This is a genomic window from Streptomyces sp. NPDC050287 (assembly GCF_044459385.1).
Classification (GTDB): Bacteria; Actinomycetota; Actinomycetes; order Streptomycetales; family Streptomycetaceae; genus Streptomyces.
This window is the reverse complement of the sequence record NZ_JBITIY010000020.1, coordinates 60,318-78,024: the sequence shown is the minus strand read 5'-3', so window position 1 is coordinate 78,024 and position 17,707 is coordinate 60,318. Positions and strand designations below refer to the sequence as shown.

At 67.5% G+C, this 17,707-nt stretch carries 17 protein-coding genes and 6 pseudogenes; 14 read left to right on the top strand and 9 right to left on the bottom strand.

Annotated features, from left to right (window positions below; all coding sequences use genetic code 11):
• The first annotated feature begins 485 nt into the window (after positions 1-485).
• Positions 486-977 (top strand): hypothetical protein, encoded by a 492-nt coding sequence (locus ACIBK3_RS42395; protein WP_399373612.1) that lies wholly within the window; start codon positions 486-488, stop codon positions 975-977.
• Here ACIBK3_RS42395 and ACIBK3_RS42390 read toward each other — a convergent pair.
• Positions 970-1,176, bottom strand: a pseudogene (locus tag ACIBK3_RS42390) (IS110 family transposase); the annotation flags it as partial. The gene ACIBK3_RS42395 and the pseudogene ACIBK3_RS42390 sit on opposite strands and share 8 nt — an antisense overlap.
• A 32-nt stretch (positions 1,177-1,208) precedes the next feature.
• On the opposite strand from ACIBK3_RS42390, the gene ACIBK3_RS42385 reads away from it, so the two are divergent.
• Positions 1,209-1,952, top strand: a complete 744-nt coding sequence (locus ACIBK3_RS42385) for a phosphotransferase (protein ID WP_399373610.1) — start codon at positions 1,209-1,211, stop codon at positions 1,950-1,952.
• A gap of 90 nt (positions 1,953-2,042) precedes the next feature.
• On the opposite strand, the gene ACIBK3_RS42380 is transcribed toward ACIBK3_RS42385, so the two are convergent.
• Complete coding sequence (locus ACIBK3_RS42380) at positions 2,043-2,300, bottom strand: hypothetical protein (protein WP_399373608.1); 258 nt, start codon at positions 2,298-2,300, stop codon at positions 2,043-2,045.
• 238 nt (positions 2,301-2,538) lie between these two features.
• Here ACIBK3_RS42380 and ACIBK3_RS42375 point away from each other — a divergent pair.
• Positions 2,539-3,814: pseudogene (locus tag ACIBK3_RS42375) on the top strand (IS701 family transposase).
• Between the two features lie 268 nt (positions 3,815-4,082).
• Here ACIBK3_RS42375 and ACIBK3_RS42370 read toward each other — a convergent pair.
• Positions 4,083-4,364, bottom strand: a pseudogene (locus ACIBK3_RS42370) (DCL family protein); the annotation flags it as partial.
• 395 nt (positions 4,365-4,759) lie between these two features.
• Between ACIBK3_RS42370 and ACIBK3_RS42365 the strand changes: the two are divergent.
• Together ACIBK3_RS42365 and ACIBK3_RS42360 are read left to right on the top strand one after the other, a co-directional pair.
• Positions 4,760-5,044, top strand: coding sequence for a hypothetical protein (locus ACIBK3_RS42365; protein ID WP_399373607.1), 285 nt, complete (start codon positions 4,760-4,762; stop codon positions 5,042-5,044).
• An 18-nt stretch (positions 5,045-5,062) separates the two neighbouring features.
• A complete protein-coding gene (locus ACIBK3_RS42360; RefSeq protein ID WP_399373605.1) occupies positions 5,063-5,305 on the top strand; it encodes a hypothetical protein in 243 nt (80 codons plus the stop codon).
• 38 nt (positions 5,306-5,343) lie between these two features.
• On the opposite strand, the gene ACIBK3_RS42355 is transcribed toward ACIBK3_RS42360, so the two are convergent.
• Entirely contained in the window at positions 5,344-5,736 is a 393-nt protein-coding gene (locus ACIBK3_RS42355) for an NUDIX hydrolase (RefSeq protein ID WP_399373603.1), read from the bottom strand.
• 243 nt (positions 5,737-5,979) lie between these two features.
• On the opposite strand from ACIBK3_RS42355, the pseudogene tap reads away from it, so the two are divergent.
• Together tap and tpg are read left to right on the top strand one after the other, a co-directional pair.
• Positions 5,980-7,194 (top strand): annotated as a pseudogene (tap, locus tag ACIBK3_RS42350) (telomere-associated protein Tap); the annotation flags it as partial.
• Between the two features lie 4 nt (positions 7,195-7,198).
• On the top strand, positions 7,199-7,756 hold the full coding sequence (tpg, locus tag ACIBK3_RS42345) for a telomere-protecting terminal protein Tpg (protein ID WP_399373601.1): 558 nt from the start codon (positions 7,199-7,201) through the stop codon (positions 7,754-7,756).
• A 374-nt stretch (positions 7,757-8,130) separates the two neighbouring features.
• On the opposite strand, the gene ACIBK3_RS42340 is transcribed toward tpg, so the two are convergent.
• Complete coding sequence (locus ACIBK3_RS42340) at positions 8,131-8,451, bottom strand: hypothetical protein (RefSeq protein WP_399373599.1); 321 nt, start codon at positions 8,449-8,451, stop codon at positions 8,131-8,133.
• A gap of 586 nt (positions 8,452-9,037) precedes the next feature.
• Between ACIBK3_RS42340 and ACIBK3_RS42335 the strand changes: the two genes are divergently transcribed.
• The 5 genes from ACIBK3_RS42335 to ACIBK3_RS42315 all read left to right on the top strand — a co-directional run bounded on the left by ACIBK3_RS42335 (position 9,038) and on the right by ACIBK3_RS42315 (position 11,865).
• Positions 9,038-9,175: a hypothetical protein gene (locus tag ACIBK3_RS42335; protein ID WP_399373597.1), complete on the top strand. Its 138-nt coding sequence runs from the start codon at positions 9,038-9,040 to the stop codon at positions 9,173-9,175.
• 259 nt (positions 9,176-9,434) lie between these two features.
• Complete coding sequence (locus tag ACIBK3_RS42330; protein ID WP_399373596.1) at positions 9,435-9,884, top strand: hypothetical protein; 450 nt, start codon at positions 9,435-9,437, stop codon at positions 9,882-9,884.
• A 146-nt stretch (positions 9,885-10,030) separates the two neighbouring features.
• Positions 10,031-10,261, top strand: a complete 231-nt coding sequence (locus tag ACIBK3_RS42325; protein ID WP_399373595.1) for a hypothetical protein — start codon at positions 10,031-10,033, stop codon at positions 10,259-10,261.
• A gap of 459 nt (positions 10,262-10,720) precedes the next feature.
• Positions 10,721-11,218 (top strand): GNAT family N-acetyltransferase, encoded by a 498-nt coding sequence (locus tag ACIBK3_RS42320; RefSeq protein ID WP_399373593.1) that lies wholly within the window; start codon positions 10,721-10,723, stop codon positions 11,216-11,218.
• Between the two features lie 311 nt (positions 11,219-11,529).
• The gene (locus ACIBK3_RS42315; protein WP_399373591.1) at positions 11,530-11,865 is read left to right on the top strand and encodes a hypothetical protein; all 336 of its coding nucleotides are present in this window, start codon (positions 11,530-11,532) and stop codon (positions 11,863-11,865) included.
• 228 nt (positions 11,866-12,093) lie between these two features.
• Here the strand turns inward: ACIBK3_RS42315 and ACIBK3_RS42310 are convergent, their stop codons facing one another.
• Positions 12,094-12,723 (bottom strand): hypothetical protein, encoded by a 630-nt coding sequence (locus ACIBK3_RS42310; protein ID WP_399373590.1) that lies wholly within the window; start codon positions 12,721-12,723, stop codon positions 12,094-12,096.
• A 416-nt stretch (positions 12,724-13,139) separates the two neighbouring features.
• On the opposite strand from ACIBK3_RS42310, the pseudogene ACIBK3_RS42305 reads away from it, so the two are divergent.
• Positions 13,140-13,457, top strand: a pseudogene (locus tag ACIBK3_RS42305) (IS110 family transposase); the annotation flags it as partial.
• Positions 13,406-13,675: a transposase gene (locus ACIBK3_RS42300; protein ID WP_399373665.1), complete on the top strand. Its 270-nt coding sequence runs from the start codon at positions 13,406-13,408 to the stop codon at positions 13,673-13,675. The pseudogene ACIBK3_RS42305 and the gene ACIBK3_RS42300, both read left to right, overlap by 52 nt.
• A gap of 131 nt (positions 13,676-13,806) precedes the next feature.
• Here the strand turns inward: ACIBK3_RS42300 and ACIBK3_RS42295 are convergent, their stop codons facing one another.
• The 3 genes and pseudogenes from ACIBK3_RS42295 to ACIBK3_RS42285 all read right to left on the bottom strand — a co-directional run bounded on the left by ACIBK3_RS42295 (position 13,807) and on the right by ACIBK3_RS42285 (position 17,707).
• Positions 13,807-15,393 (bottom strand): S1 family peptidase, encoded by a 1,587-nt coding sequence (locus tag ACIBK3_RS42295; RefSeq protein WP_399373589.1) that lies wholly within the window; start codon positions 15,391-15,393, stop codon positions 13,807-13,809.
• 411 nt (positions 15,394-15,804) lie between these two features.
• Positions 15,805-16,242 (bottom strand): annotated as a pseudogene (locus ACIBK3_RS42290) (transposase family protein); the annotation flags it as partial.
• Positions 16,243-16,528: 286 nt separating this feature from the next.
• Complete coding sequence (locus tag ACIBK3_RS42285; protein ID WP_399373587.1) at positions 16,529-17,707, bottom strand: cytochrome P450; 1,179 nt, start codon at positions 17,705-17,707, stop codon at positions 16,529-16,531.

The window sequence follows — 17,707 nt, the reverse complement described above, 5'->3', positions numbered from 1 at the left end:
GGGTCCTGCGGCAGTCGTAGCAGCAGCGGCGCCCGTCACGAACGTTGGAGAGTGGGACGATCCGGCCGCACTGGAGGCACGGCGGGATCACCAGGGTTCTTGGCGCCGTGCTGTCGGAGCGCTTCAATCAGGGCCACGGTCTTCGCGGGGGCGTGCGCACCTTGGCCGGTCAACAGGTCGGGGATGTCCTCCAAGGCCCACAGAAGTTGCCGCTGTCTTGCCCTTACCGGTTCGACGCTGCGGACGGCATCGGCGATGGCGTCGTCGGACATGGCACGCGCGGAACACCCAAACCGGCGTGCAGGCTGGCTGCGGACAGACGTCCTCAGCGATTTCGGCAGCACGGTGTACTGCGGCTTCTGACCCTCCACGATCGAGCACGGCAGAGGCCCGTGCCCCCCGGCGAACTCGCCGGGGGGTGCCCCTATGGGGTTCGTCAAGGAAAGCGGGGTGCGTTGTGTTCGGAGTGAAGTCAGCATTGCTTGGTGTCTGAGCTGCTGTGGGATGACGTGAAGGGCTTCTTCGACCTTGAGAGGGAGGGGTGTCTTCCGGATGTGTGGGTCATGGGGACGGTGGTTGAGGATTGGCAGGCGGTCCTCGATCTGATCGTTGCGAGCGGCTGGCGCAGTGAGTACTCCGAGGGCGGTGTGGTCATGCCGCTGCCGCATGCTGCAGAGGTGCTGTCACGGCCTGCTGATGCCGAGTGCGCGGAACTGCGGGTCTGGCCGGCGCCGGATGTGTTGGCCATCTTTCGGTTGGAGTCGGCTGACGAGATCGGTTTCGACGTGGATCTTCGGGAGTTGCAGGGCCAGGAGCGACTGAACGTGCTGTGCGGGTTTCTTCGTGCGATCGGGCGCCATCTGGGCAAGCCGGTGGTGTTGACCCCTGAGGGCGATTGGGACCGGAGCCGCTCGGTGCTGGGGTTCGATGTCGAGTCCGACCAAGTGGTGCTGCTGGCGGAACCGCAGATCAGCTGACCGTAGCCACCGGACGTGATTCGTAGAAGGTGCCCTCACGGAGCATCGCGAAGAGCACGTCGGCTCGTCGTCTCGCGAGGCAGAGGACGGCTTGTGTGTGGTGCTTGCCCTGGCTGATCTTCTTGTCCTAGTAGGTGCGGGACGCTGGGTCGGCGAGGGCTGCGAACGCCGACAGGAAGAAGGCTCGTTTGAGCTGCTTTTTTTCCTCTACAGTCGAAAGGAACCAGTGGCATGTCCGAGATTGTTGACGAAGTGGTCCCTCTGCGGGGTGGCCGCATCACCGAAGGCGTCGTCCGCATCGGTGACACGGTCCGGAGGCCGGCCTCGGCTGCCTCGCCGTTCGTCGCCTCCTTGCTTGATCTTTTGGAGAGCCGAGGATTCACGGGGGCCCCGCGATATCTCGGTCGGGATCAGGCAGGCCGGGACATCTTCAGCTTTGTGCCGGGCTGGGTCCCGCCGAAGTTCCGGTCATGGACCGACGCGCAGGTTGCTGCGGCCGGCACCCTGGCCCGCGCCATGCACGAGGCCACTCGAGGCAGTGATCTTGCTGGTCGGCATCAGGTCGTGTGCCACCACGATCTGGGGCCGAACAACGCCGTCTTCCAGGACGAGGTGCCGGTCGCCTTCATCGATTTCGACATGGCTGCGCCGGGGAGTCCGCTGGAGGATGTCGGCTATATGTCCTGGCTGTGGTGCGTGTCCTCAAAGGCAGGGGCTCCTCCCGTGGACGTTCAGGCCACTCAGGTGCGTGTGTTGGCCGACGCTTATGGCCTGGCTGGTCCCGAGCGGGCTGCGCTCGTCGACGCGATGCTGGAACGACAGGCCCGCAATGCCCGTTTCTGGGCGGAGGTGCAGGCCGGCTTCATGGCCGTCGAGGCCACTGACCAGCAGATCTCGGATCGCATCGCCTGGTCCCGGCGCGAGCACGACCACACTGCCGAGTACCGCACAGTGTTCGAGGACGCCCTCAAATGACGGACCGCGCGCAGAGAGCGCTGGTGGGTCTACTAGGTGATAGGTGATCACTGATGTTGCCTGGGACCGCAGGGGCGCCGAACTCACCCATCAGCACCGCCAACTCCACGCCGTGGCGTGGACCTGCGCCAGCGCGACCCGGTCCTGCTCGCTGCCCTGGGACCACCAGACCAGCTCCACATAGTCGGCGGCCCGCTGGACCTCCCCCAGGGGCGAGCTCGGGCGGCTTCGACGACGTCTCCGTGACGCTTCCTCACTGCGGGCCTGGCGCCTGCTGCGCCGGCCGGTCACCTCACGGTGCAAGCCCGGCGCGGTCAGCTCCAGTGGGTCGCGGACCGGAGCCGCCACGGCTGGATCATCTGGGTGGTGGGGGCTGATAAGCCGGTTCGGCGGTACTGCCGGGAGCCCGTCGCCGCCGCTATCCGTCCGACACCTCCGTCGCCGAATGGGCACTTCTCGAACCTTCTCTGAACTAACGGCTGACGAGTGAGAACTGCGGCATTCGCACCTGAGTAACCGCTCGGTTCGGGCTAGTAGTGCTTCGTTACGTTGGGTGATCTCGCCTGGGGGTGGGCATCTTCGAAGTATGAGGTTGGGGGAGGTGGAACGACTCCGGGGTGAATTAGCGGAGTTCGTTGCCGATGTGTTCGGGTCGTTTCCGCGGCGGGATCAGCGGCGGTGGGGCGAGTGTTATCTGCGAGGCCTGATGCTCGACGGCCGGCGCAAGTCGATCCAGCCGATGGCCGAGCGGCTGCCGGACGGGAACATGCAGGCCCTGCAGCAGTTCGTGAACCAGTCGCCGTGGGATCCGCTGCCGGTCAGGCAGCGGATCGCCCAGCGGCTGTCCGGAGTTGTCAGGCCCGAGGTGTGGGTGATCGACGACGTGTCGTTCCCCAAGTGCGGCAAGCGTCCGTGGGGGGTGGCCCGCCAGTACTGCGGAGCGGTCGGCAAACGGGCGAACTGCCAGGTCGCCGTCAGTGTCCATGCCGCCACCGACACCGCCTCGTGCCCGTCGGAGTGGCAGTTGTATCTGCCGCCTGAGTGGACGGCCGAGCCGGACCGATGCCGCAGGGCAGGCGTCCCCGACGACGTGGTGCACCGGGAGAAGTGGCGTCTCGCGCTCGGCCTCCTGGACACGCTCGCCGAATGGCAGTTGAGGGCCCCGGTCGTGGTCGCCGATGCCGGCTACGGCGTCAGCACCCCGTTCCGGCTCGGTCTCCAGGAGCGAGGGCTGTCCTATGTCCTGGCCCTGGCCGGGAAGGAAGTCGCCCACCCGGAGGATGCCGAGCCGCACCAGCCTGCTTACGGCGGACTCGGGCCGCCCGCCCTTCCCCGCTACCGCACCCCACCGCGAGCCGTCTGCGTCCTCGCAGCGGAGGCGGACGCGGAGCGGTTCACCGAGGTGACCTGGAGGCAGGGCAGCAAAGGCGCGATGACCTCACGGTTCGCGGTGCTGAGGGTGCGGCCCGCGGGCAAGCAGTCCCTGGCCGCAGCACAGGAGGCGGGCGGCGGCCGCAACCAGTGGGACGGCGTCCTGCCCGCCCGGACCCTCCTGGTCGAATGGCCGGACGGCCAGGACACTCCCACGGACTACTGGATATCGAACCTGCCCGCCACCACACCGGCCGCTGACCTGGTGCGGTGGGCGAAGATGCGCTGGCGGATCGAGCACGATTACCGCGAACTCAAGCACGGCCTGGGACTGGACCACTTCGAGGGCCGCACCTGGCGCGGCTGGCACCACCACGTCACCCTCGTCACCGCCGCCCAGGCATTCCTCACCGGGCGCAGCACGGCACGCTTCTGATGGTGGTCCTGCCAGCGCCTCTCAAACGCCTTGTCCTCCAGCTCGATGTAGCTGATCCCGGCACCCGAGTCGGGCAGAATCCGGAAAACGTCCACCCCACCGTTGGCAGCGATGAACTCCTCGGCCAGGTCGAGGAACGTCGGGGCGGCATGGTCGATATGCAGTTCGGTAGCGGATGGGATCGGTGCGCCCGTGACGGAACAGACGAGCGGCTGCCCAGAGTTGAGCGCCGCGTTCCGTGAGTCCGCCACCTGATCGGCTATCGCGTGCCGCAGCGCGGCAAGCACCTGGGTGCGGTGGTTGAGGGGAGTCAGGCAGGCGTTCCACGAGAAATCGGCCACCTCGCCGTCGAACCGCACCAGGGCGAGTCCGACGCTTCTGCGTCCGTGATCGGTATGAGCAATGACGCGGAAGTGGGCGATGCCGTCGCCCAGCTTGAGGTCGTATTCGGGGTGGCATTCGAGAAGGCCACGGAGGAACGCGTCGTCGTCGGGGTCGGTGACGTCACCGCCGATGCCGTATCGCTGGACGATGCTCCGGCGGACGTCCCGGACGGCTTCCTTCGTGGGGTAGCGGGTTGCGCCGATGGTTATGCCTCTGAGCACAGGGATCTCCGTTCGGGCGGCGGTCTTCCTGCATCACCTTCCACCACCGGACTATGGAGGTGCAGGCGTACGCAGAAGGTCTGGAGCACGTTCGCCGGCGCCTGGCAAGGAACGCGCCCACGACGCCAGCCCGACCGTCCGCCAAGCCGCAGCCGCCGACCGGCGGTGGCCACCGGAGAAGCGTGGCGAAGAGCCCCCCGGCCCTGCCCAGCCACTACTGGCATGCCGAAGCGCCACGGCTGCCACTCTCCGGACGGCGGGCCGCGTAGTGGAGTGGCTGGCGATATGCAGACCTGCACGCGGAACACCAGAATGTGCAACGTTGCACGCTCCCGGCTATACCCTGGTGAGGTTGCAGGTCCGCAACCTCGGCACCGCCTAGCAGGGAGACAGCGATGAGCAGCGAGCCCTGGACCATCGAGCGAATCCGCGACGCGCTCGGTAATCCCGCCCTGGCTCAACGCTTCCTGTCGGAGATCAACCGGGCGCCGGCACACCAGCTGCTCGCCGTCTTTGCGCGCTGGGAACACATTGCAAAGGACACGCTCGCCTCGGTCGAGCGCGGGCGGGAGATCGCCGCAGCCGAGGTCCGCGGCGAAGAGCCCCCCGGCGAGTGGATCGACGTCACCGAGCGGGTCCTGAGGGACGCTGCCCGAATCCGATCCCAAGGCGCTGCCTGACCTGGCAGGGTAGGAGCCGTGTACCGGCTCCTCTGCGATAAACCCCTCACGGCCATCTGGGATGGCCTTCCAGACGATGCCAGCAGACAGCTGACCGCAGCGCTCTCCGACGTCTGCCATGAGCCGTTCATCGAGACCGAGCCCTGGGGTATCGACGACGGCATCAATCGCATCCTCGTTCGCCCCCTCGTCACAGCCAGGCTCGCCGTCAACGAACAAGCCCAGACCGTACGGATCTACAGCATCGAATATCGGCGCTGAAACCCCCTCCCGGACCCCCGGAACGGGGCGCGGTGCTGTCAGCCCGCGATTGAGCGGAGCCACGCCTGTACCGGCGGATAAACGCCGCCCGGCACGTACTCCCGTAGCCTCGCTGGCGGCACCCACGCCACCTCCGCCACCTCCCGCGGGCTGGCCGCATGGGCGTTGCCGCCGAGCAGCTGGCACGCCACGTACACGACCCGCCAGCCCGTCACCGGATGCACCCGGGAGCCCAACACCACCAGCGGCTCGACCGTGACACCCACCTCCTCCCATGCCTCCCGCGCCGCAGCCTCGCCGGGTGCCTCGCCCGGCTCGACCTTCCCCGACGGAAACGACCACAGCAGCGCAGCAGCAGAAGAGCGGCGGATCAGGAGGACACGGCCGGCGTAAGCGATCACCGCGCCAACGATTGGGGGAGTCGAACCCACTTGAAAACCTCAACTCTTCCTCTGCGTCCTAGCTTCACGGCATTCCGGCGACCGTCGACGGACATCATCCCGTCACCCACCACCGGATGGCGCCCCTGGTCGATCTGAGCCACAGCAGCAGTCGGCGCAGCGCTCTTCACCGCCGCCCTCATCTGGGGACCCTGGTGGATCGGAAGGCCGCCACCTGCACGACGGCCGGCGCAGAAGCACGTCCCGGTAAACGCCGGCCCGGTAGTTGGCTCGTCCGACAGTGCTCGCATTCTCGGTGTGTACGTCCAGTGGGTCATCACCCCGCGAGGGTCGACGGCCGTGTCGGGCCTGGAGCTGATGACAGTTTTGCGCCCGCCCACGCGTGCTGTACGGGACGAAGCGACCGGCAACTGGGTCTCCGGCCACAACCCCGGCAGCCTGGGCACCGAGCCGATGGACTCGGCGCCGCCGGAGGCGACCCCCGAGCACCCTGTGGTCGTGGACTCAGGTTGGACGGGTGGGTTCCTCAATGAGGAGGCGTACCAGTGGGTGCGGCCGGTGGATCTGCTCACCGATGAGGAGTGCACGCTGCCGTACGCGGTGGGCCTGGATCTGAACACGGCGTTCCTGGCGGCCGCGGCCCGTCTGGTCGTCGGTCTGTCGGCCCCGGCCCCGGCCCACTACCCTGCCCCGGCGTTCAACCCGAAGGTCCCCGGCTCTTGGCTGGTCGACCTCTCCCATGTGGAGCTGGACCCGCGTCTGCCGTCGCTGTTCACACCGACCTGGGAGCGGCCGACGGGGCCGGCCTGGTACCAGACGCGCACCGTCGCCTACGCCCAGGAGCTCGGTTACGACGTGCACCCGATCGAGGCGTATGTGCGCAGCGAGACCGGCGCGTACCTGGATCCGTGGCACGACCGGCTTCGGACGGCGTACATCGACACCCTCGCCGACCTCGGCGTCACCCGCGACCTGGACGACCGAGCGTTCCTCGCGGGGATGGAGCGGCACAAGGACGTCGACCCGGCGATGGCCGCTGTCCTCGCCGCCATCAAGGCCATGGTCAAGGGCGGTATCGGCAAGCTGCGCGAGCGCCCGCAGGGCAGGAAGTACAAGGAGGGCGAGCGGTGGCCGGCCTTGGAGCGGCCGACCTGGCGCCCCGACATCCGGGCCGTCGTCATCTCCAAGGCGCGGGTGAACATGCACCGCAAGCTGAACAACATGGCGAAGATGACGGGCCTGTACCCGCTCGCCGTGCTCTCCGACTGCGTCGTCTACCCCAGCCCCGGCGACAGCCCGCTGGACTTCCTGCCGTACGCCGCCTCGGGCAAGCCGCAGCCCGGCGGGTTCCGCCTCGGACCGACGCCGGGCCTGGCGAAGCTGGAGGGCGTCCAGTCGATGCTGTGGGCGGTCGACCTGATGGAGAAGGGCCTCAACCCAGCCCGCCACATCAAGGGCGGCGACGCCGTCCTGGACGAAGGAGAGTAGAGCCGTGGGGGAGATCGACGACGCGATCGAGCGGGCCGACCGGGAAGCCTTCACCCGCCAGCCGCCGAAGACCCTCAAAGGTCAGATCGGCTATCTGATCCGGCAGTTGGGCAGCGCGAAGGCCGTCGCACGCGAGATCGGTGTCACCGCCGACTCCGTCAACCGCTACCGGCGCGGCGCCCGTAAACACGCCCGCGCCGACGTCGCCGCGAAGATCGAGGACGCTGTACGGCAGCGGTGGCAGCCGCAGGTCCGCAAGCGCCGGCAGCAACAGGCCGCCACCACCGGCGGCATCACCGTGGAGACGAGGGCCCGGTTCGGGTACACCGCGCCGATCGGCACGACCGACGACGGACGGTTCCGGCGACTGACCGTGCACCTCCCCCCGGAGTACGCCCGCCGACTGTTCGACGCCCGTGACGCGGGGGCCAGCGACCGGGAGATGCGTGGGATCATCGCCGAAGGCTTCAAGGACATCTATTTCCAGGACGGTGGTGTCCGCGCTACGGGACTTTCGGACGTGGCAATCAACGACATCGACTATTTGGACCTGGACTACTGAATAGGAGCACAGAATGACCGCTGACTTCACCCGGCGCCCGCGCCTAAACCGGTAGGAGAGACTAGATGCTCGCAGCGGTTCCCGCGTCTGCCGGTTTCGGCGTCGCGGACCTCCAGCTCGACATCGACGACGCGGAACACGCACGACGTCACGCCGCCGGTTTGGGCGTCGCCACCGGTTGCCCTTCGGCGGCCTGGACGTGCTGATGGCGCTGCCCCACGGCCTGCCCGTTCTGCTCGCGGCCCTCACCGATCGCCAACCGCCTACATCCGCCGGGCCCCGGCCGGCATCTGCACCGTCACTGACGGTCAGGTCGTCCGGCACATCAGGCGTCCCTCCGGACGGGCACCGTATTAAACCTCGAATGCGATGCCTTAGTGCATAACGAGGTACTTGGCTTCGATCGCTGGCACGCTCTGCGTCTGACCGTAGCGATTAATCAACTCTCCCCAGCCGGTAACCCAGCCGTAGATGTCGCCGTGATCGCCACTAGTAACATCGGTCCGCCCTGGATACGTGACCAGGAAATCAAAGTCATTTCCCGCGCCTTTACCGAACATGTGGGTATCCGTGGCGCGGACTACGAAACGCGTTTCATGCTCGTACTCTCGGGCGTTTTCAATATAAGCAAGGGGCAGTCGGACAGGGGTTCCTTTATAGCGGCCCGCGGCCTTCTCTAGATCCTTGAATCGCACGTTCTGTACGGTTCTAGAGAATTGCTTAATCTCAGATCTTTCGGTTTCATGACCACGCACCTCATGTTGAGTGGGCGTATACCCAGTCTAGGTCTCTTGCTCCTGCCGCCGCATCTCGGACCTTCTGGCATCCCGAGAAATTTATGGGGGTGCGTAGATGGGCGCGCAGGCAGAATTGGAAATCCCGGAGCGATGGGAGGTTCTGGGGCGACGCTCTCTGATCCGGAGTCACAGATCGCCGGTTCTGACACAACTTCTCAGTCCCTTAGCACTATCCGGACACAACGAGCTGAACGGTATCTTCCGCCCCATGTGGCATGTACAGTCCAGGACCCGTTTCGCTGTCACTGACCAGACGGCGACGTCAACTGGTGTGCCAAGGGAGGCACTGTGCCGTTACGCCGCGCCCGGAGACCCCTGTCCGGGCAAAGAGTCGCCACGCGATACCTGCTCGTTGCCGCGCTCGCCGCCACCACCGCTGCCGTGGGGCCGACCGCCTCGGCGGAGCCGGATCCGCCGGGAGCAAAGGCAAACCCCCGAGCGACCCTGACGGTCGACCTCGCCCGAACACGTCATCACCTGCGCCTTGTTCGCGAACAAGCCCAACTACGGCGGCGGCAAGATCACCGCCACAGGCGGCATCAGCGGCTGCGTTCCCAATGCCCCTGACGCCTGCGCCAGCGAAGTTGACCTTGAGGTCTACATCTCGGGGGCGGGCCGGTGATCGACCGTGGCGGCGAGCCGCCGGCAGCTCAGGTGCCCGCCCCCAGCGCGGTCGACCGCGGCAACGATGAGCTGCGACCCGTCTTCGACCGAGTACATATATCGCGCGAAAACGCTCGCGACGATCGTGCACGAAGGCACCGACAGCAACACCTCGACGAGCTCGACACTCCATGTCAGGTGCTTCTGACGGGATCAACGTTGGTGCGGGCAGAATGCCGGATTCTCTGCCCGCACCAGCCTCGGGGAAAGGACTACCGATGACGGCTGATTCGGTTACTGCAGCGGAGCGACTTGCCGGCGAGGTAATGGACATCCGCCAGGCCGACCCCATCTTCGCCGGTCGGCTCGGTCAGCGCCTGCGTACCTGGGACGTCGATCGGGACTCGTTCCTCGCCCAGGTCGAGGGGGTCGTCCTCGCAGCGCTGCTCGCCACAGCCGGTGAGCCGGCCGGCACCCTGCCCGAAACCTGGTGCCAGGCTGCAGCAGCCGTCCTTCGGCGGCAGCAGGATGTGCAGATGTTTGCGGCCCTGCCGACTTCTCTGCCTGATCCGGCGAAGGTGCGGATCGACCAACTGCGGTTGCTGTCCACTGGCCTGACTCCGCGTTCGGCGCACCGATGGCTCAGACTCCGTGACACCGCCTGCGAGTTCCTGGAGCCTGCCGCACTGCTGGAGGAAGGCGGCGAACCTACCGCACCGCGCGGGTAAAACACCGACCCGGCCACTGCGGCCGCGCCCGACTACGGCCTGCCCCGACGGGCCTTGATTGCATTCTCCGGCCGTACGGGCGACGTCGCGGAGATGATTCACCTGCCGACTCGCCACACTCGCCCACAGCGGCCTCCAAGCCCTGGATGAGCCGACGGTGCGCGCGGTGGGTCCGTCAGGCCATCCGCGACGTCCCACCGCGCACCGATCCGCCGGCCGATCCCTCGTTCGCCGCACTGCGTGCCGTGGTCGACGACCTCGCCCGTCAGCACGCGATCGGGGAGCTGATGTTCGAAGTCGCCCCGGCCTATCTGTCCGACACCGACGCCGCCGACGTCCTGGCGCCGCTGTACGAGGCGATCGGCGAGGAACTCTGACAAATACGCTGTTGATCACTGACTTGACAGTGTTCTGGCCTGTGAATGTAGTGATCGTTTCGGATCGGGGTGATCGTTGCAAACGGTCAGTTATGGCTCGGGTCAACCGCCGGCTCACTCAACACCTTGACCAAAACGTCATTGGCGACCTGCGCCAGTCGGCCAAGCTGCACTGCCTCGAACTGGAAGTACGGGTTGACCTGGAACGGCCCCGCGTGGCCGCCGTAGCCGAGGACCTGCTCCGATCCATAGCGTCCCTCGGTGCCCCGTATGCGAGTGCTGGTCGTACAACGGGCCCGCTAGTGCCGTGACCGGATAGGTTCACCGAGGTCTCGTGGTCTGCGGGTGCGTGAGGCACCACCGTTCCCCGGTTCCGACTGGTCGCAGGGCTGAACGACCTCGTTTGCGTGGTTGTAATCAACTTGCTGCCCGCCCCGTCGGGCGGGCAGGGTCTGAATCATGCTTGAACTACGCACCTTGGAAGCAGACGACTGGTCCCTTTGGCGGGAGTTGCGACTGGCCGCGCTTGCTGAGGCGCCCTACGCGTTCGGATCGACGCTGGCCCAGTGGCAGGGCTCCGGCGACCGAGAGGAACGCTGGCGTGCCCGTCTGTCGATTCCTGGCGCGCACGATCTCATCGCGCTCCTCGACGGCCTCCCAGTGGGCATGGCCAGCGGAGTGCCGGGCGAGGGAGCACAGAACGTGGAGTTGATCTCGATGTGGGTCAATCCCACGGCTCGAGGCAAGGGCGTGGGTGACTACCTGATCCAGGCGGTCGAGCGGTGGGCGGCGGAGCGCGGTGCCGCGACGCTGCGGTTGTCCGTCATGCCGGACAACCGCAAGGCGACCGCGCTCTATGAGCGGCACGGTTTCACGGACACGGGTGAGCCCGGCGATCTTCTGCCCGATGGCGTGGGCAGGGAGCGGGTCATGGCGAAGAGCCTGGTCGCTGTCTGATCTCCACATCCGGGCACGGCGGTATCCCCCACGTGCTCAGGCTGCGGCGGCGAAGGGGCGTCCGCCCCAGCGAATGCCCTTCTCGCTGCGGACGCGAGCGCGTTCCCGGCATTGCGCGGCGAGTACCGGAGATGTCCCAGCGCACGGCGTGGCAGCTGACCGGCTACCTGCTTCTCGATGCCGCCGACCGGTACCGGATCGACACGGTCGGCCTCTAACTGTCCCGCTCCGGGGTCCTCGCCTCCTGGCCCGTCGACGACTACCTCGCCCTGCTGGGTGCCTGCCGCCGCGACCTCACCGAGCTGCGCGGCGTGTTCGGCGAACTGCTCGCCGGATGCGAGGGCCAGGCCGACGCCCGGTACTTCGGAACGGGAGAGGAGACGGAGCGCGTCCGGCAGCTGCTGGAGCGCCTGGCGCCGGTCGCCGGGCTCGGCTGCTGTCCGGTGTGCACCCAGCCGCTGCCCGAAGCCACCCGCCGGCCCCGGAAGTTCTGCACCACCTGGTGCCGCGACCGGGACAAGGTCCTCCGGCGTCGCGGACTGATGCCCGGCGGGCCGCGCCCGCTGTTCCCCGCACCACGCAAGCAGTGCCAGGACCTCCCCGACGACGCGGAAATTGTGAGCCGCACATCCCGTCTTCCCAGGTAGACGCGTCGCCCTTTGAGGCTGTCAGGTATGAGGAGCAGTGTCGTTCCCCGGGTCTTCGGCTGGCGGTTGCGCTGCTCCTGGTCCTGTTGCTCGGTGGGTGGTTGTCATCGTGGTGGCAGTGCTGGGGTGGTCTCGTGATTGCAGCGCAGTACTTGCATGGGCCCCGGCCGGGAACGACGACGGCGCCCTCCCGGGGAACGGGGGGCGCCGTGGTGGTGCGCGACAAGCTCAGTACAGCTTGTTCACCGCCGTGACGGTCGTGGCCTTGAAGTCGGCCACCTGGGCGTGTTGGAAGGTGCCCATCTGGCCCCACCGGACGACCGTCACGGTGGCGCCGTCGCGGCCGACCGAGAAGAGGCCGATGTCGGAGGAGCCCCAGGCGGAGGCTGTGTGGATGCCGTAGACGTCGGCGCCCTCCTCGACGTTCAGCCGGCCGTAGTACTTCTGCGTCGCCGTGATGTCCGGGTCCTGCTGCATGAGCTTCTTCGCGCAGCCGGCCAGGTCCTTGCGCAGCAGCGCCGCGAAGTCCTTCGCCCACTGTTCGGCGCGCCCTTCGACCGTGAGCTGCTGGGCGTTCGTGTCGTACTCCGTCCAGTACTCGCGGTGCCAGGTGGTGGACGGCAGCGCGTCGCCCACGCACATCGGCAGCGGGTCGGGCTGGCCGGCCGTGACCGCTCCGGCGTACCACGGCGAGGACGGGTGGGGCGGCAGCTCGGCCGGCTCCAGGACCCGGGGTGTGTCGGAGGCTGGCGTGGCGGCGGCGGCCGGGACAGCGGCTGCGGCGACACCGGCCACGGCCGCCAGCGCGGCCACGGTGGTACGGATGCCTCGAGTACGGATCTGCATGGTCTCCCCCATTGGTTCCCCGGTCGAATGCGCGGGCTTGTGCCCTTGCCCCCTGTACGACCCACCACCGCCCGTGACCGTTGCCCTGTACGTCCGCTACGGATCCGTCCCGATTGTCACCGTCCTGCCACCGGGTTCAAGGCGGGTGATCTCTCACCCCTGCCCGTGGTCGGCTCAGGTTCGGCGGTTAAAGTGCCTGTCCCACCTTTCAAGCGCGGGTCGCTGACGGTCATTCGTAAGATCGTCGGGCCCAGGGCTTCCGGGTATGGCTCTGAGTGCCCAGCCGTCTGATGGCTTCAGAAACTTGGCCGCCCGGAGCCCCACGACGACTCGACCGCTGATTGGGAAACGCGACGCGATCGCTCTGTAGGACAGCGCCGGCGAGGTCGTCTGTGGGTTCAAGGTGACGACGAACTGGCGGAGGGGACGTGCCCGAAATCTGGGCCGGGGTGGACATCGGCAAGGAACACCACCACTGCGTGGTCATCGGGCCGGAGGGCGAGCGGCTGCTGTCACGCCGGGTGCTGAACGACGAGCCAGCACTGCTCGAACTGATCAGGGACGTGCTGGCACTGTCCCAGGACGTGCAGTGGGCGGTGGACATCAACCACGGCGGGGCATACCTGCTGATCGGTCTGCTGATCAACCACGATCAGCCGATGGCCTACCTCACCGGCCTGGCCGTACACAGGGCATCGGCGGCCTACCGCGGCCAGGGCAAGACGGACGCCAAGGACGCTTTCGTCTGGCCAAGGTCCGCTGGCGCATTGAGCACGACTACCGCGAACTCAAGCACGGCCTGGGCCTGGACCACTTCGAGGGCCGTTCCTGGCCGGGCTGGCACCACCACGTCACCCTCGTGACCGCCGCCCATGCCTTCCTCACCGAACAGCGTCTCGCCCCAAAAGCCCTCGAGCCGGTCTCACGCTCTACCAGGTCCTCGATGCCCTCCAGAACACCCTGAGGTGCTGGACCGGCATCCGCACCACCTGCCACCAGCCCTTGCCCAGCCAGGCTCCCCGGACACCAAGATCAAGACAGACCCAACGGAGTCCTACTAGGCTAGGTCGCTGGTGATCGGGTCGCCGGTCGTGGTCACGGCTGCCTCGTGCCGGTTGTGGTGGTGGACGGTGGGGGTGTGGCACCGGTCAACGCGCAGCCAGGGCGGGACAGGTCCAACTGTGAGCCCGCGGCCAGGCAGGCGGCAATCTGATAGACCTGCTGGCCATAGCTGCGACCCTTCACTGCGGTTACGGCTCCGTCCTGGCCGACCTCGCACGGGTTGTTGTTGGTGCACTGTTCGCCGTCGCGGTTGTGGGTGTTGTTGATGCCCATGACCGTGTTCCCGTCGGACGCCAGCAGCGCCGTGCCGGAGTAACCGGGCTTGCTGGTGCAGGTGTCGCTGGGGGCGTAGCGCACCGCGTCGTCTTGCTGGTAGCCGTCCTCCCGCAGGTGCGTCACCACGGCCTCCACTGTGCACAGCGGACGGCTGCTCTGGTGGGCCATGAGGAGCTGGTCACCACCCATGCGCATCGGGGTGGTGGACAACTGGAAGACTTTCGCGCCCTCCGCTGCCAGTTGAGCGTAGGTCTTGTCCAGCCGGTACAGCGCGGTGTCGGTGCCTGTCATCGTCGCGTACACCAGCCGGGTCGCGCGGGCGGTGGTCTGGGTGTAGCCGGCGGGGTCGTTGATGGTGACCGGGCCCTCCAGGTCGGCGGGCTGGTCCACCACCGCTGTCCCTGGCGCGGGCCGCCCGCTCGGCACGCAGTGGCCGTTGGTCAGCGCCAACGCCGGGTCTTCGGGGCGCGCAGTGGCGGCGCGCACCACCGACCCTTGGCAGTCGCCCACCTGGGCCGCGCCTTCCACGTTCGGGATCGGGTCGAATGGGGGCACGTCGGTTCCGGTCACGATGCCGTTGATCCAGCCGGCGTTCTCCGCGACATCGGTGTACATGTCGGGAAAGTCGGCGCCCCTGTCGCCGGGACCGATGACCGTTCCGGCCAGTACCCACTCGTCGCCCACACGGACCAGGGCAGGTCCTCCGGAGTCCGTCGTTCCCGGCCCGACGGGAGGATTGGCGCGACCGACGCACAAGGGCAAGGTGTGGCCGTCGTCGTCCCAGCACTGCTTGAGCGGCACGACCTCGGTGTCCGCTTCGCGCAGTTTGCTGGGAAAGCAATTGGGGTCGTTGAAGTCGCCGCAGGAATCCGAAGCCGCGCCCCAGCCGAGGATGCGGACGGGCGTGCCATCGGCGGGCGTGGTCTCGGCGAGCTGCACGGGCTGGGCTCGCACCGGGTTGCGCAGGTGCAGCACCGCGATGTCCTCGCCGGGGGGATCGTACGTGTTGTGGCGCCGGTAGAACTTGTCGATCTCGGCGACTTCGCCACCGCTGGTGGTGTCCAGCGATCCGACGCGGACCTTCCAGCCGCGGGGAACGCCCGCCGTCGCGCCGGTCGGGGTGTTGGCGCAGTGGCCCGCGGTCACCGCCCACTGCGGCGCGATGAGCACCGCCCCGCACCGGTGCCCGTCCGGGCGGGGAGCGTCGTACTGAAGCGAGACCATGAACGAATACGGCTGGGTGGACTCGGTGCCACCGACGATGGCCTGCGCCGGTAAGACGGCCACCAGGGTCGCGATCGCCGCGACCCCCGTCGTCAGGACGGCGGCTGTCCTGCGGCTCATCCACTTAAGCATGAGTGACTCCCGTTTCGTCCGCCGCCGGGCATTAACTCCGGCGGGCTTGTACGGAGGAACAGCACCGGGCCGTCCCGTCCTCGATCCTGGGCTCAGAGGTCTTCCGGCTGGTCTCGCCCGCGTATCAGACGCACCACGGCAACCGCTCAGTCGTGTATCAGCCCAGGGGTGAGCGCCGTGGATAGCCAGACATCACCACAGGGCAGCCAAATCCGCCCTCGGTTGAGCTGGGCGCGGGTGAAGCGGACGGCCAGGTAGGTGCCGGCGAAGATGCCGAGGATCTTGCGGCCCCGACCAGAAGGCCGACCATGAGGGCCCGAACCAGCAGTTGCTTGCCCAACTCGGGGCCGACCGCCGCGCCGACACCTGGGTGCCGGCCGTCGAGCAGGACTGGGCACGCGCTGGTGAGGCCCACAGGAGACGTCCGGCCGGGTCGGCGAAGACCTGGACGTTCATGCCGTGCTTCTTGTGCTTGCCGGAGTAGAACGGCTGGTCGGCGGCGATCCGGTCGATGGGCAGCAACGTGCCGTCGAGCAGGATGAACGCCTTCCTCGACGCTTCACGGAGGGCCATTTCGAGCGTGGGCGCGAGGGCTGCCAGGAGATCAACGGCTTCGGCGATGTAGCGGTAGGCCGTGGTCGTGCCGATGCCGAACCCTACTGCGAGCTGGGCGTAGGGGTGCCCGTTGCGCAGGTGAGCGAGGGCGAGCAGGGCCAGTCGGCCGGCGCTCAGGCGGCGCCACTGGCTGCCGATCGCACGGCGCCGTTCACGGAGGCGGGCGGTGAGGAAACGAAGGTGCGAGCTGGACAGGTCCAGTCCGGAAGGGCAGACAAGCACGTGAAGCCTCTGGCGGAACGGGTGATCTTGGTCGTGAACCCGTCTATCAGGGGCTTCACTCGTCTGTCACGCCAACTACCGGACCGCACCGGCAGGTTGGAAAAGGCTCCGTGCCAAGCCGGCGATCGACGCGCAGTGGGGCCTGAAGATGCTCTCGCGAGAGGCCGCGATCTTCACCGCCGGGGTGACCAACGGCCACTTCACCAACGCACAGCGATTCCAGCTCGCCGAGGTGATCGGCAGTCAACGGCACACCTACGACGACAAGGTCGTACCGCGACAGCCGCTACTTCACGGACACCCGAACGCTTTCGAGGCCGCGGATCGCGTTGTTCATGTGGCGCACAGGTGGCTCGAGCAGATGGAAGCTCTCCACGTTCTCGGCGAGCACCTCGAAGACGGCGTGTGCTTCGAGACGAGCCAGCCCTTGACCGATGCACCCGTGCATGCCGTAGCCGAACGCGAGATGGTCAGCGGCGTCGCGGTCGATACGGAACGCGTCGGCGTCGGGACCGAAGTGCCGGTCGTCACGGTTGCCGGAGCCGTACATCACCATGACGCGGTCACCGGCCGCGATGGGCATGCCGGCGAGTTCGACGTCCCGGACCGCGGCGCGCGTGAAGAACTGCAGCGGCGTCTCGAGGCGGAGCACCTCGTTGAAGGCGCTGGGGATCAGCGACCGGTCTTCCCTGAGTCGAGTCCATTGTCCGGGGTTCTCCGCGAACAGCCACACGGCCGACCCGAGTGCGTTGATCGTGGTGTCCATCGCGGCGCTGGTGTATGCCGACAACAGGCGTGGTGCCTGCTCGGGGGCGATTTTCCCCTGGTCGGCGGCATCGTAAATGGCACGGCCCCAACTGCCGTCATTCAGGACGGACCCGTCGACGGTCGCGAGCCACGCGTACTGCTCGCGCACGAGTTCGGCGCCCGAGAATGTACGAGGCTTGTCACCGGGTCCCATCATGTTGAAGATCGCGTCGGCCCAGGGGATCAGGCGCGGCCGGACTTCGTCGGGGATCCCCACCAGGTCGGCGACGACGGTGGGAGGGAACACGCGCGCGAGGTCCTGGACCGCGTCGAACTGCCCGCGGGCCACCAGTGGTTCGACGATCTCGCGGGCGCGCTGCTTGAGGTCCATGCCCAGGTTGCGAAGCCCTCGCGGGGACAGTTGCTCGGCCAGGACACCGCGCAGGGTTCCGTGCAGGGGCGGACTTGAGGCGAGCAGCGTTCCCTGGAGGGCGGCGTTGACGTCGTCGTTGAGTCCGACGCCCTGGTCGGAGGTGAAGTTCTCCCAGTCGGCGAGGACGGAGCGGACGTCGTCGTAGCGGGACACTGCCCAGCACTGGGCCGTGTCCAGCCAGACAACCGGACCCGTGGCCCGCAGCCGCGCGTACACCGGGAAGGGATCGGCGAGGCTCTCGTCGGTGAACAGGTCGATCGACACAGGCCCGTCGGTGGTGGTCAT

Bases quoted from the DNA above. Each gene is read 5' to 3' on its own strand.
- ACIBK3_RS42330 (WP_399373596.1), top strand. From the start codon at position 9,435: ATGACGGCTGATTCGGTTACTGCAGCGGAGCGACTTGCCGGCGAGGTA.
- ACIBK3_RS42365 (WP_399373607.1), top strand. From the start codon at position 4,760: ATGAGCAGCGAGCCCTGGACCATCGAGCGAATCCGCGACGCGCTCGGT.
- ACIBK3_RS42310 (WP_399373590.1), bottom strand. From the start codon at position 12,723: ATGGGGGAGACCATGCAGATCCGTACTCGAGGCATCCGTACCACCGTG.
- ACIBK3_RS42385 (WP_399373610.1), top strand. From the start codon at position 1,209: ATGTCCGAGATTGTTGACGAAGTGGTCCCTCTGCGGGGTGGCCGCATC.
- ACIBK3_RS42320 (WP_399373593.1), top strand. From the start codon at position 10,721: ATGCTTGAACTACGCACCTTGGAAGCAGACGACTGGTCCCTTTGGCGG.
- ACIBK3_RS42285 (WP_399373587.1), bottom strand. From the start codon at position 17,707: ATGACCACCACCGACGGGCCTGTGTCGATCGACCTGTTCACCGACGAG.
- ACIBK3_RS42295 (WP_399373589.1), bottom strand. From the start codon at position 15,393: ATGAGCCGCAGGACAGCCGCCGTCCTGACGACGGGGGTCGCGGCGATC.
- ACIBK3_RS42325 (WP_399373595.1), top strand. From the start codon at position 10,031: ATGAGCCGACGGTGCGCGCGGTGGGTCCGTCAGGCCATCCGCGACGTC.